Consider the following 13,051-nt stretch of genomic DNA (forward strand, 5'->3'; position numbering starts at 1 on the left):
GATGGACGCAACCCCCACCGGCCCGTAACCGGTACTCGGCCATGAGAGCCAGGGGCACGCCCCTCCCGCGTCCGCGCGGGAGGGCCCCTGGTCCCCGGCCGCCCGCCTCTCAGGGCCCCGGGCCCGTCCCGTCAGCTTTCCTCTCAGCGTTCACCCCGCGCATCCGCGCCGTGGCAGGGCACCCGGCACCCTTCCCCGGCACCCCCGGAACTCCCGGAGTTCGCGCGAAGCACCCCGGCATCCCTGGCCCTCCCCAGCCGATCCCCCCGCCTCCCCCACGCTCCGTCACAGCAGCGCCAACTGCCCCTCGGGGCCCTCCTCGCGCAGGTCGAGGACCGAGGCCGGACGCCGTGCCCCGTCCGGAGGCGGCAGCACTCCCGCCTCCCGCAGGTCCGCCGCGCCGATGCCCTGCTTCCCCGGCAGCGCCTCGGCCATCTCCCGCAGCTCCGGTTCGAGACCGGCCAGCAGCGTCAGCACCGTGATCAGCTCCAGCAACTCCGAAGTCCACTCCTGGGGCCACTCGCGCGGCCGTACGGCAGCCAGCGAGCCCGGCTCGGGGGCCTCTTCGGGCGAGACGGGCGCGGCCCTGCGCGCGAACCAGGTCTCCAGGACTCGCGCAGCGCCCGCCGTGTACTCCCACGCGGCCCGCTCCACGGGCGACACCCGCCCCTCGCCCACGCACAGGGCGCGCTCCTCCTCGTCGTAGGCCAGCGCGTCGATGGCCGGACGCGCGGGGAGCGGGGCGCGTACGTAAGGCCGTTGCCCGCCGGGCAGCCTCGGCCGCCCCGCGCCGGGGCCGCCGTCGCCCCCGCACCGCTCGCCGCGCGTGTGCAGCCACAGCGAGCGCCGTCCCAGCGCCACGCCCCGCTCCCACAGGTCCGCGTCCGCCGTGAAGGGCACCCTGCGGCCGTCAGGGCCCGCCGTGGCGGTGGCGGCCGTCCAGGCGAGCACGTCCTCGGCGCTCACCGGGCGCGCGAGGCGCCGCGCCAGGTGGTCGAGCAGCCCCGGCGCCAGATTGGGTTCGAGGCCGCCCGGGCGCCGGTGCAGCGGACGCACCCGCCCCGGGCGTCCGGCGGGGGAGTGCCCGTCGGGCAGCAGCGCGGTGAAGGCGAGGGAGACGCCGGGAGCGCGCGGGTCGTACGCCGTCTCCACCAGATGGATCTGGTGCGCGTCCGTGACCCGCCACAGCTCGGGCCGCGCCACGTCGATGAGCCGGTGGTCGGGGAGCAGCCACTGCTGGTCGTACGGGCCGTGCAGCACCCGTACGGGCTCGGGGCAGGGCCCGGACTCGGCGGCCAGCCGGGCGCCGTGCGCGGGCCGCCCCGGCAGCGGCGCCACCGCGCTGCGGAGCGTACGGGCGCGGCTGGGCCGGAACAGCGCGGCGCGCCCCGCCTCGTCACCGGCGCGCAGCAGCGCGGCCCAGCGCCCCCGCAGGGACGCGGCGTCCGGGGCCAGTACCCAGGTGCGCCCGAGGCGCAGCGGGGCGACGGACCAGGGCATCACATCGTCGAGCAGCGGCGCCTCGGGCGCCTGGGCTACGTCTTCGCTCACCGCTCGATGCTACGAGCGGACCTCAGGGCGCTTCCACGGTGACCGAGAAGGAGAACCGGTCGCCCCGGTAGTGGATGCGCACGACGTCCACGACACGCCCTGTCTCGTCCCAGGTGACGCCGGTGTAGTGGAGGATCGGGCTCAGCAGCGGAACGTCCAGGAGCCTGGCGGTCTCCGGGTCAGCGAGCCTGGCCTCGACGGTGTCGGTGATACGGCTGATGCGCACCCCCGCCACGTCGCGCAGCACCTTGGTCATGGGCCAGCCCCGCTCCAGGTCGGCGGGGTCGATGCGGCCGGCGGCGTCGGGGTGGACGTAGTTCTCGGCCCAGTTGGTGGGTTCGCCGCTCGCGCTGTCGTGGCGCAGCCGCCGGTAGCCCATGACCTCGCCGAGACCGGGGAAGTGCTCGGCGAGTTCGGCGGGCACGGCGCGTGGGCCGTGGTCCAGCAGCGTCGTGCGGTCGCCGCTCTGCTGGGCGACGATCGCGTCCACCGAGCCCATCACGCGCACCGCGCGCTCCCTGCGGGCCTCCGGTTCGATGAAGGTGCCGCGGCGCCGGTGGCGGGTGATCAGGCCCTCGGACTCCAGCTCCTTGAGCGCCTGCCGCATGGTGAGCACGCTGACGCCGTAGTGCTGCGCCAGCCGGTCCTCTGTGGGCAGCCGCAGCGGGGCCTCGGGGGAGCGGCCGAGTATGGAGGCGCGCAGCGACTGCGAGACCTGGTACCACAGCGGGAGCTTGCGGTTCAGCTCCAGCGAGTCGGGGGCGAAGACACTCACGGCACCCTCTCCGCTCGTCTCCGGGTCAGTTGGGGTTCTCGAAGTGGCGCTCCAGACCCCGCCACACGTCGTCGTAGCCGCTCTGGAGGTGGTCAGCGTCCCGCGCCTGGCGGGTGAGGGTGACCGGCCAGCGGGTCTCGAACATGAAGGCCAGCCCGTCGTCCACCTTCTGCGGCGTCAGCTCGGCAGCGCTGGCGCGCTCGAACGTCTCCCGGTCCGGGCCGTGCGCGGACATCATGTTGTGCAGCGAGCCGCCGCCAGGCACGAAGCCCTCGGCCTTGGCATCGTAGGCGCCCTCGATCAGGCCCATGTACTCGCTCATCACGTTCCGGTGGAAGTACGGCGGCCGGAACGTGTCCTCGCCCACCAGCCAGCGCGGCGCGAACACCACGAAGTCCACGCCCGCCAGGCCAGGGGTGTCCGTGGGCGAGGTGAGCACGGTGAAGAGGGACGGGTCCGGGTGGTCGTAGCTGATCGAGCCCAGGACGTTGAAGCGGTGCAGGTCGTAGACGTACGGGACGTGGTTGCCGTGCCAGGCGACGACGTCCAGCGGCGAGTGCGCGTAGGTCGCGCTCCAGAGGTTGCCGCAGAACTTGTTGACGACCTCGACGGGGCGCTCCTCGTCCTCGTACGCCGCCACGGGCGCGAGGAAGTCGCGCGGGTTGGCGAGGCCGTTGGCGCCGACGGGGCCGAGTTCGGGCAGGGTGAAGGGGGCGCCGTAGTTCTCGCAGACGTACCCCCGCGCCGTGCCCTCCAGCAGCTCCACGCGGAAGCGCACCCCGCGCGGGATCAGCGCGATGTGGCCCGGCTCGGCGCGCAGCACCCCGAACTCGGTGCGCAGCAGCAGCCCGCCGCGCTCCGGCACGATCAGCAGCTCGCCGTCGGCGTCGCCGAAGACCCGGTCGGTCATGGAGGCGTTGGCCGCGTAGAGGTGGACGGCCATGCCGGTGCGCTGGGCCGCGTCCCCGTTGCCGCCCAGGGTCCACAGGCCCGCGAGGAAGTCGGTGCCGGGCGCGGGCTCGGGCAGCGGGTTCCAGCGCAGCCTGTTGGGGTCGGGCTCCGACTCGGTGAAGGGCGCGGTGCGCAGCCCGCCGTTGTCCGCGCGGACGAAGCGCGGGTGGGCGGCCGAGGGGCGGATGCGGTACAGCCACGAACGTCGGTTGTGGGCGCGCGGTTCGGTGAAGGCGCTGCCGCTGAGCTGCTCGGCGTAGAGGCCGAGGGGGGCGCGCTGCGGGGAGTTGCGCCCGAGTGGCAGCGCGCCGGGGACCGCCTCGCTGCTGTGCTGGTTCCCGAACCCGGAGAGGTGGGCCGCGGGGTGCGCGGCGGCGTGGGCGTGGCCCTCGGCCGTTTCGTGCGCTCGCCCGCCCGTGGCGCGTGCGCGCTCGCTGGTGCCGCCCGTACCGACGCTCATCGCCGTGCTCCCGCCGTCTCATGGGTCCCGCTGGATTCCTTCGCAAGACCATAGGAATCGGAGGGTCGCCCGTCAATGACCGGCAGGGGACGACGGGGGCGGGGGCGGGGGTTCGTCCGGGCCGCCGGGCAGCGCACGGGCGAGGAGGTCCACCACGGCGCCGCGCGACCGGTAGGGGGTGAGCGCCCTCCGCATCCCCTGTATCGCCTGTTCCGCTTCACCGGAGCGCAGCCGTAGGTAGCCGTCCAGGAACCCGTGCCAGGCCACGCACGCGTCGTCGAGTCGCCCGCAGCGCAGGAGCAGTCGCCCCATGCGGGCCTGGGTCAGGGCGTGCCCGCGCACGTCGGCCGGCTGCCGTTCGGCGCGGGAGCGGCCGAGGGCGCTGAGCGCGCCGGAGAGGTCGCCCAGCGCCTCCAGGGTGAGCGAGACCTGGAAGGAGAGCGCGGCAGGGGAGTACACGTCGAACGGGCCACCGCCCGTCTGGGCCCCGTCCGCCGTTGGTTCGGGGACGGCGCCGCCCTCCGCACGGGACGCGGTGCGCGGCGGCGGTACGGAGGGGGCCCGGAGGGCGCCGCCGGGTGCGGGGCCGCACGTGGTGCCGGGGGTGCGCCTCTGCTGCCGGGGGGTGTGCGGCTCCGGGGGGTCAGGACGCGTGGGCGGGCCGGACGGGCGGCTCGGGCCGGGCGGGTCGGGAAGGGGGTCGGGTCCCGGGGCTGCGCTGTTGGCCGCCGGGCCGCTTGCGGGATCGATTCTGCGCCGGACGACCACGGGGCCTTCGGCCTCGATCCCGGTTCCGGTTCCGGTTCCGGTCCTCGCCTCCGTTCCGGTTCCCTTTCCCGTTCCCTTCTCCGGACCGGGTTCGGCGGACCCGGACCCGGAGCCGTTCGCGTCCGCGTTCGCGCCGTGCGCCCCCTGCGGCCGGTGCGCGGTGCGGTGGCCGCCGGAGCGGTCCGACGCGTACTCCGCGGCAGAGAGCGCGGCGAGCGCGCCGCGCCGGTCGCCGGAGCGGGCCCGTACGACGGCCAGCTCGGCCTGCACGTACGCGCGCCGCGGAGGGCTCGCCGTACGGACCGCCTCGGCCGCCGCCTCGGCCAGCCGCAGCCCGGGGCCGATGTGGCCCAGGCGCCGTGCCTGCGCGCCCATCGCGCGCAGCACCAGGCCCCAGTCAGCACGGTCGCCCGCCTCTGCGGCGAGCCGGTGCGCGTGCGTGTAGCAGTGCTGCGCGAGGCCGTGGAGCTGCCCGTCCTCGTACATCCGGGCCAGCAGGAAGGACAACCGGCTCGCCGTGCGCAGCAGTTCGGGGCGGTCCGGGTGGCGGGCGCGGGCGCGCAGCAGAGGGCCGACGTCGTCGGCGAGATAGGCGGCGAGCGCGGAGCGTCCGTTGCGCCCGCCGTGCGCGTCGATGGAGGAGGCGAAGAACCGGACCGCGTCGTGCAGCGCGAGGGCGCGCGGCGAAGGGGCCGCCGGCCCGGCCCGGCCGTACCACGACGAGAGCGTGGCGGGCCTGGGCGGCACCTTCGCGTCCGCCAGCCGGTAGGGGCGCTGCTGGAGCCGCACCCTGCGGGGCGCGTCCGCGTCCGAGCGGCTGAGCGAGGTGATCGCGCTGACGGGATCGGCGCCCCTCGGCTCGGGCGCGGTGGCGCTGAACCCCGCGGACTCCGGGGTGATCGTACGGTCCACGCGCCGGGACAGCGCCTCGGCGACGAGTTCGGGCACGGGGCGGCGTGGCTGGGTGCCGCTGAGCCAGTGGGCGACGGCGGTGCGGTCGTAGTGGAGTTCGCTGCCGATCTCGGAGCCCAGCGCGTTGACCGCGCGCGCCAGCGCCTCCTGGGTCCAGTCGGCCTCGCTGAGCAGGGAGCGGAGCCGCTGGTTGGGCCTGCGCCGGTTGGTCATAGTCCCTTCGTCTCACGCGCGGGAGATGTGCGGCAGGGGCGTACGGAGGCATCGGCGGACGGGAGTACGCCTCACGCTCACACGAACGGACGAGACTGACGTGCGTTCAGCGGTCCTTGAGTGGCCGGTTCTCCGCGCAATGGCGACGGTCGGAGTATGAACGACCCCTTCTCCCTCGCACCCCTCGCCTTCCCCGCCCGCCCCGCCTTCCCCGCCCGCCCCAGGCCGCGCACCGGCCCCGGCACGGCACCGGTTCCCCGCGCGGGGGTGGCGGACCGTGCGGCGGGACCGGCCGCCCGTACGGGGACGGCCGACGCTGACCGACCGGCCAGCCCGTCGAGCGGAGAGTAACGCCCGTCACGTTCCCCCTTCGCGCGGTTCCGTTGTCGGTGCACGCGGTTAGAGTCGGCGGCATCCGAAGACAGCGCTGTCCTTGAGGGGGAGCTATGGCGGAGACGGCCCCGGCGTTGCGCATCTGCCCGTTGTGCGAGGCCACGTGCGGCCTCACCGTCACGGTCGAGGACGAGCGGATCACCGCCGTGCGCGGGGACAGGGAGGACGTCTTCAGCCGCGGCTTCATCTGCCCCAAGGGCGCCTCCTTCGGCGAGCTGGACGAGGACCCGGACCGGCTCACCCGCCCCCTGGTGCGGGGCGCGGACGGCGAACTGCGCGAGACGGGCTGGGACGAGGCGTTCGCCGCTGTCGCCGCCGGGCTCGGCGGGGTGCTGGGCCGCGGCGATCCCCAGGCCGTCGCGCTCTTCCTCGGCAACCCGAACGTGCACACCATGGCGGGCTCGCTCTATCCGCCCGTGCTGATGAGCGTGCTGCGCACCCGGAACGTGTTCACGGCCAGCACCCTCGATCAGATGCCCAAGCACGTCTCCAGCGGCCTGCTGTACGGGGACGCGTTCGCCATCCCCGTCCCCGATGTGGACCGCACGGACCATCTGCTGGTCATCGGCGCCAACCCGCTGGACTCGAACGGCTCGCTGGCCACCGCGCCCGATTTCCCCGGCAAGCTCAAGCGGCTGCGCCGCCGCGGCGGGCGCCTCACCGTCGTGGACCCGCGCCGCACCCGTACGGCCAAGCTCGCCGACCGCCATCTGGCCGTCCGCCCCGGAAGCGACGCGCTGCTGCTGATGGCCATGGTGCAGGTCCTCTTCGCCGAGGGCCTGGTGGAGACCGGCGAGCTGGGCGCGCACCTCTCGGGCGTCGAGGAGGTCGGACGGCTCGCCGAGGGCTTCACCCCGGAGGCCGTCGCGGACGCGTGCGACGTACCGGCGGCGGAGATCCGCGCCCTCGCCCGCGAGATCGCCGGTGCCGGGCGCGCCGCGGTGTACGGCCGGGTGGGCTCCTCGACGGTGGAGTTCGGCACCCTCACCAACTGGCTGGTGGACGTCCTCAGCGCCCTGACGGGGAATCTGGACCGCCCCGGTGGCGCCATGTTCCCCCTCTCCGCGACGGCCCGCGCGCCCCGGCCCCCTGCCCCCGGCAAGGGCTTCGCCCTCGGGCGCTGGCGCAGCAGGGTGAGCGGGCACCCCGAGGCCAAGTCCGAGCTGCCCACGGCGGCGCTCGCCGAGGAGATCAGCACCCCGGGCGAGGGCCAGGTGCGCGCCCTCGTCACGCTCGCGGGCAACCCCGTGCTCTCGGCGCCCGACGGAGCGGCGCTGGACGAGGCCCTCTCCGGGCTGGAGTTCATGGTCAGCGTCGATCCGTATCTGAACGAGACCACGCGCCACGCGCACGTCGTCCTGCCCCCGCCCCGCCCCAGCCGCTCCGCGCACTTCGACTTCGCCTTCAACGGCTTCGCCGTGCACAACCAGGTGCGCTACACGCGTCCCGTCGTCGAGCGCGCCGAGGGCGAGCCGTCGGAGAGCGAGATCCTGGCGCGGCTCGTGCTGTGCGCCTCCGGCACCCCGGAAGCCGATCCCGGTTCCGTGGACGAGATGGTCATCGGCGGCGCCCTCGCCAAGGCGGTGGCAGAGCCGCACTCGCCCGTGCACGGCCGCGATCCCTCGGAGCTGGCCAAGGCGCTCACCGGGCGCGACGGCGCGGAACGGCGCCTGGACATGATGCTGCGCCTCGGCCCCTACGGTGAGGGCTTCGGCGCGGATCCGGAGGGGCTGACGCTGGAGAAGGTCCTCGCCCATCCGCACGGTATCGATCTCGGCCCGCTGCGCCCGCGCGTGCCCGAGGTCCTCAGGACCCGCTCCGGCACCGTCGAGCTGTGCCCCGAGCCCCTGGTGGGCGAGGTGGCCAGGCTGCGCGGGGCGCTGCGCGCCAGGGCGGACGGCGCCGGTTCCGGTTCCAGTTCCGGTTCCGGTCTTGTGCTGGTGGGCCGCCGCCATCTGCGGTCCAACAACAGCTGGATGCACAACCTCCCCGCGCTGCGCGGCGGCACCAACCGCTGCACCCTCCAGATACACCCCGAGGACGCGGCCAGGCTCGGCCTGACGGAGGGTGCCCAGGCCCGTGTCAAGGGCGACGGGGGAGAGGTGGAGGCGCCCGTCGAGATCACCGAGGCGGTGCGCACGGGCGTGGTCAGCCTGCCGCACGGCTGGGGCCACGACCGCCCCGGCACCCGGACGCGGGTGGCCTCGGCCGAGCCCGGCGTGAACGTGAACCAGCTCCTCGACGGCACCCTGCTCGACCCGCTCTCGGGCACCGCGGTGCTCAACGGGTTCCCCGTCCAGGTGGCTCCCGTGGCTCCCGTGACCGTCGCCTGAGCCGGGCCGTAGGGGTCCCCTCAGCAGGCATAAGGCTCTGAGCTGGGGTTTTGCTCTTATTGTTCACGGCGGGAACTCTTGTGGAGGTGATTTGAGGGCACCTACGGTCGTCCAGCCGCCTCAGGTACGCCGACTACGTCGACGAGACACCTGCGCCGTGGCGGAGTTCAAGGGCGAACGTAAAGGTGATCCATGCTGACCATTCTCGGCTTCGTCATGATCGCGACATTTCTGACGCTGATCATGATGAAGAAGATGTCGCCCCTGGCGGCCCTGATCCTGATACCCGCGCTCTTCTGCATCCTCGCGGGGCAGGGCGCGAGCCTCGGGGACTACGTCCTCAAGGGCATCGGTGATCTCGCGCCGACGGCCGCCATGCTGATGTTCGCCATCATCTACTTCGGGGTGATGATCGACGTCGGGCTCTTCGACCCGATCGTCCGGGGCATCCTCAAGTTCTGCAAGGCGGACCCGATGCGGGTCGTCGTCGGCACGGCCGTGCTCGCGGCGATCGTCTCCCTCGACGGCGACGGCTCGACCACCTTCATGATCACCGTCTCCGCGATGCTGCCCCTCTACCGGCGCCTCAAGATGAGCGTCCTGGTCATGACGGGTGTGGCCGCCACCGCGAACGGCGTCATGAACACCGTCCCCTGGGGCGGGCCCACGGCCCGCGCCGCGACGGCGCTGAAGCTCGACCCGGGCGAGATCTTCGTCCCGATGATCCCCGCGCTCGCCGTCGGGCTGCTCTTCGTCCTCCTCCTCGCCTGGGTGCTCGGGCTGCGCGAGCGCCGCCGACTCGGCGTGCTGACGCTGGACGGCGACGCGGCGCCGGGGACCGGGGCCGAAGCGGAGGCCGCCGAGGAGGCCGGGCACGTGCGCGAGAAGGTGCTCGCGGGCGCCGGCGTCGGCTCGGGGTCTTCCGCGGGTGCCGCAGTGGGCGGGGGCGGCACCGGCAAGGGCCGGGGCCTCTTCGGCCGCAAGCGCGCGACGGGAGCGGGCGGCTCCGGTACGGCCGCCGAGCGCGCCGCCGACGCCACGGCCACCGCGCCGACGGGCCCGGGCGCCGACGAAGGGGCCGACGACGACGCCCTCATCGGCCTCGACCCCCACCGCGCCACCCTGCGCCCCAAGCTGTTCTGGTTCAACGCCGCGCTGACGGTGGCCCTGCTGACGCTGCTCATCATGCAGACCCTGCCCATCCCGGTGCTGTTCCTGCTGGGCGCGGGCATCGCGCTCACCGTCAACTTCCCGAACATGAAGGACCAGAAGGCCCGCATCGCCGCGCACGCCGACAACGTCCTCAACGTCTCCGGCATGGTCTTCGCCGCCGCCGTCTTCACCGGCGTCCTCACCGAGAGCGGCATGGTCGACGAGATGGCCCGCTCGCTGGTCAACGGGCTCCCTGACGGGCTGGGCCCGTACATGACCGTCGTCACCGGCGTGCTGAGCATCCCGTTCACGTACTTCATGTCCAACGACGGCTTCTACTTCGGCATCGTGCCGATCCTCGCCGAGGCGGGCGCCGCGCACGGCGTCTCCTCCGTCGAGATCGCCCGTGCCTCCCTCGTCGGACAGGCGCTGCACATGTCGAGCCCGCTCGTGCCCGCCGTCTACGTCCTCGTCGGCATGGCCAAGGTGGAGTTCGGCGACCACACCCGCTTCACCGTCAAATGGGCGGCGCTCACCTCGCTCGTCGTGCTGGGCGCCGGTCTGCTGTTCGGAATCCTGTAGGTGAGCGGCACACCGGAGAGCGGTCCGGGTCCGAGTCCGGACCCGGACCGGCGCCCGCGCTCGCGCGGCTGGCTGCTGCGCCTGGTCATCGCCTTCGCGTTCGCGCAGGGGGCTGTGAGCATGGCGCGGCCGGCGGTCTCGTACCACGCGCTGGCGCTGGGCGCCGACGCGCGCGCCGTCGGCGTCGTGACCGCCGTCTACGCGCTGCTGCCCCTGGCCGTCGCCGTCCCGCTGGGGCGGCGCACGGACCGGGGGCGCTGCGGTCCGCTGCTGCCCCTGGGCGTCGCGCTGATCGCGGCGGGCTGCGCGCTGTCGGGTACGGCGGACTCGCTCGGGCCGCTCGCGGCCTGGAGCGCGCTGATGGGCCTGGGGCACCTCGCCTTCGTCATCGGCGCCCAGTCCCTGGTCGCGCGGCAGAGCGGCCCCGGCGAACACGACCGCAACTTCGGCCACTTCACCATCGGCGCCTCCCTCGGCCAGCTCGTCGGCCCGCTGCTGGCGGGCTGGCTGGTCGGCGGTGGTACGGGGGCCTCCGGCGGTGCGGATGGTGCGAGCGCCGGGGCGGCCGGACTCGACGGCTCCTTCGCGCTGTTCGCCTCCGGCGCGCTCGCGCTGTGCGCCGTCCTCTCCCTGTGGCGGATCGAGGACCGGGCCGTGGTCGCGCGGGCCGCGCGCGACGCGGGGGAGGGCGAAGGCCCGGTGCCCGTCAGCAGCATCCTGCGGGCACGTGGCGTCCCCGCCGGGATCTTCACCAGCCTCGCCGTCCTCTCCGCGACGGACGTGCTCACCGCGTACCTTCCCGTCGTCGGCGAGGAACGCGGCATCGCGCCCGCGCTGGTGGGCGTGCTGCTGAGCCTGCGGGCCGCCGCCTCCGTCGCCTCGCGACTGGTGCTGCCGCCCATGGCCGCGTGGCTGGGACGGCAGACGCTGCTGGTCGTGAGCTGCCTGCTGGGCGCGGTGCTGTGCGTGCTGCTCGCGGTGCCCGTCCCCGTGTGGGCGCTCGCCCTCGCGCTGGTACTGCTCGGCTTCTGCCTCGGGGTCGGCCAGCCGCTGACCATGACGACGGTCGTCCAGGCGGCACCCGTCGGCGCCCGGTCCACGGCGCTCGCGCTGCGGCTGACGGGCAACAGGCTGGGCCAGGTCGCGGCGCCCGCGGGCGCCGGGCTGGTCGCGGGCGTGGCCGGTGCGGCGGCGCCCTTCGTGCTGCTGGGCGCCTTGCTCCTGGGCGCCTCGGGCACGGCGGCCAGATCCCGCCCGGAACCGGAACGCCCCTGAGAGAGCGCGGCTTGTGGGGCGCGGTGAGTGTGGGGGTGCGACGCCGTCGGGGTCGCGGCTCCCACGCTCGCGCCGCGTGGGTCCGTCTACGTGATCCAGCGCACGTGGTGGTGGGCTGACACTTCAAACTAGCGGCGCTAGTTTGGGTTCATGCAGGCACACGACGGGATGTATATCGACGGCGCGTGGCGACCCGCCGCCGGACCGGAGACCATCGAGGTCATCAACCCCGCGAACGGGACGGTCATCGCCACCGTCCCCGCGGGTGGCGGCGCGGACGTGGACGCGGCCGTACGGGCCGCGCGCGGCGCGTTTCCCGGGTGGGCGGCCACGCCGCCCACCGAGCGGGCCGCGCTCATCGGCGCGCTGCACGACCAACTGGAGGCGCGCCGTGAGGAGATCGCCGCCACCGTCACGGCCGAACTCGGCTCGCCACTCTCCTTCTCGCAGGCCGTGCACGCGAGCGTGCCCGTCGCGGTGAGCGGCAGTTACGCCAAGCTCGCGGCCGAGTACCCCTTCGAGGAGAAGGTCGGCAACTCCCGCGTCCTCCACGAACCCGTGGGCGTCGTCGGCGCGATCACGCCGTGGAACTATCCGCTGCACCAGATCGTCGCCAAGGCGGCCCCTGCCCTGGCCGCGGGCTGCACCATGGTGCTCAAGCCCGCAGAGGACACCCCGCTGGTCGCCCAGCTCTTCGCGGAGGCGGTGCACGGGGCGGGCTTTCCCGCCGGGGTGTTCAACCTCGTCACGGGGCTCGGCCCGGTCGCGGGGCAGGCGCTCGCCGAGCACGAGGACGTGGACCTGGTCTCCTTCACCGGGTCGACGGCGGTGGGGAAGCGGATCGGGGCCGTCGCCGGCGGTGCCGTCAAGCGGGTGGCCCTGGAGCTGGGCGGCAAGTCGGCCAACGTCATCCTGCCCGGCGCCGATCTGACGAAGGCCGTGAAGGTCGGCGTCGCCAACGTCATGGCCAACTCAGGGCAGACGTGCAGCGCGTGGACCCGGATGCTGGTGGACGCCGAGCGCTACGACGAGGCCGTACGGATCGCCGCCGCGGCCGTCGCCAAGTATGTGCCGGGCGACCCGCTCGACGAGACCACCCGCCTCGGCCCCGTCGTCAACGCCAAGCAGCGCGAGCGCGTCACCGGCTACATCGCGCAGGGCGAGAAGGAGGGCGCCAGGCTCGTCGCGGGCGGCGCGAGCGCGCCCGAGGGGTACGAGGACGGCTGCTACGTGCGACCCACCGTCTTCGCCGACGTCACCCCCGACATGGTCATCGCGCAGGAGGAGATCTTCGGCCCCGTCCTCTCCATCCTCAAGTACGACGACACGGAGGAGGCCGTCCGCATCGCCAACGGCACCGTCTACGGGCTCGCGGGCGCCGTCTGGGACGAGGACGAGGAGCGGGCCGTGGCCTTCGCGCGCCGCCTCGACACCGGCCAGGTGGACATCAACGGCGGCAGGTTCAACCCCGTCGCGCCGTTCGGCGGCTACAAGCAGTCGGGCGTAGGGCGCGAGCTGGGGACGCACGGTCTGGGGGAGTACCTCCAGACCAAGTCGCTCCAGTTCTGACCCGGGGTTCCGAGCCCGGAGGTTCCAGCCCCGGAACCTCCGGGTCCGGAGCGCCCCACCCGTACACCTCGCCCGCCATCCCCACCTGCCACTGCCATCCCCACCTGCCACTGCCAC

General features: G+C 74.2%; 9 protein-coding genes. 5 read left to right on the forward strand and 4 right to left on the reverse strand.

What is annotated here, in order from left to right; translation table 11 throughout:
- Positions 1 to 285 precede the first annotated feature (285 nt).
- The 4 genes from ACYVOO_RS27125 to ACYVOO_RS27140 form a co-directional block, all read right to left on the reverse strand.
- Positions 286 to 1,500, reverse strand: a complete 1,215-nt coding sequence (locus ACYVOO_RS27125) for a type ISP restriction/modification enzyme (protein WP_461018387.1) — start codon at positions 1,498 to 1,500, stop codon at positions 286 to 288.
- 73 nt (positions 1,501 to 1,573) lie between these two features.
- The gene (locus tag ACYVOO_RS27130) at positions 1,574 to 2,326 is read right to left on the reverse strand and encodes a GntR family transcriptional regulator (protein ID WP_461018329.1); all 753 of its coding nucleotides are present in this window, start codon (positions 2,324 to 2,326) and stop codon (positions 1,574 to 1,576) included.
- Between the two features lie 25 nt (positions 2,327 to 2,351).
- On the reverse strand, positions 2,352 to 3,737 hold the full coding sequence (hmgA, locus tag ACYVOO_RS27135; protein WP_461018330.1) for a homogentisate 1,2-dioxygenase: 1,386 nt from the start codon (positions 3,735 to 3,737) through the stop codon (positions 2,352 to 2,354).
- Positions 3,738 to 3,809: 72 nt separating this feature from the next.
- Positions 3,810 to 5,630, reverse strand: coding sequence for a hypothetical protein (locus ACYVOO_RS27140; protein WP_461018331.1), 1,821 nt, complete (start codon positions 5,628 to 5,630; stop codon positions 3,810 to 3,812).
- Positions 5,631 to 5,786: 156 nt separating this feature from the next.
- Between ACYVOO_RS27140 and ACYVOO_RS27145 the strand changes: the two genes are divergently transcribed.
- From ACYVOO_RS27145 to ACYVOO_RS27165, 5 genes are all read left to right on the forward strand, one after another.
- Positions 5,787 to 5,981, forward strand: coding sequence for a hypothetical protein (locus ACYVOO_RS27145; RefSeq protein WP_461018332.1), 195 nt, complete (start codon positions 5,787 to 5,789; stop codon positions 5,979 to 5,981).
- A gap of 95 nt (positions 5,982 to 6,076) precedes the next feature.
- Complete coding sequence (locus tag ACYVOO_RS27150) at positions 6,077 to 8,356, forward strand: molybdopterin-dependent oxidoreductase (RefSeq protein WP_461018333.1); 2,280 nt, start codon at positions 6,077 to 6,079, stop codon at positions 8,354 to 8,356.
- A 192-nt stretch (positions 8,357 to 8,548) separates the two neighbouring features.
- Complete coding sequence (locus ACYVOO_RS27155) at positions 8,549 to 10,090, forward strand: CitMHS family transporter (RefSeq protein ID WP_461018334.1); 1,542 nt, start codon at positions 8,549 to 8,551, stop codon at positions 10,088 to 10,090.
- Positions 10,091 to 11,365, forward strand: a complete 1,275-nt coding sequence (locus tag ACYVOO_RS27160) for an MFS transporter (RefSeq protein WP_461018335.1) — start codon at positions 10,091 to 10,093, stop codon at positions 11,363 to 11,365.
- A 150-nt stretch (positions 11,366 to 11,515) separates the two neighbouring features.
- Positions 11,516 to 12,934 (forward strand): aldehyde dehydrogenase family protein, encoded by a 1,419-nt coding sequence (locus ACYVOO_RS27165; RefSeq protein WP_461018336.1) that lies wholly within the window; start codon positions 11,516 to 11,518, stop codon positions 12,932 to 12,934.
- Positions 12,935 to 13,051: the final 117 nt, after the last annotated feature.

The organism is Streptomyces daliensis (assembly GCF_054782395.1).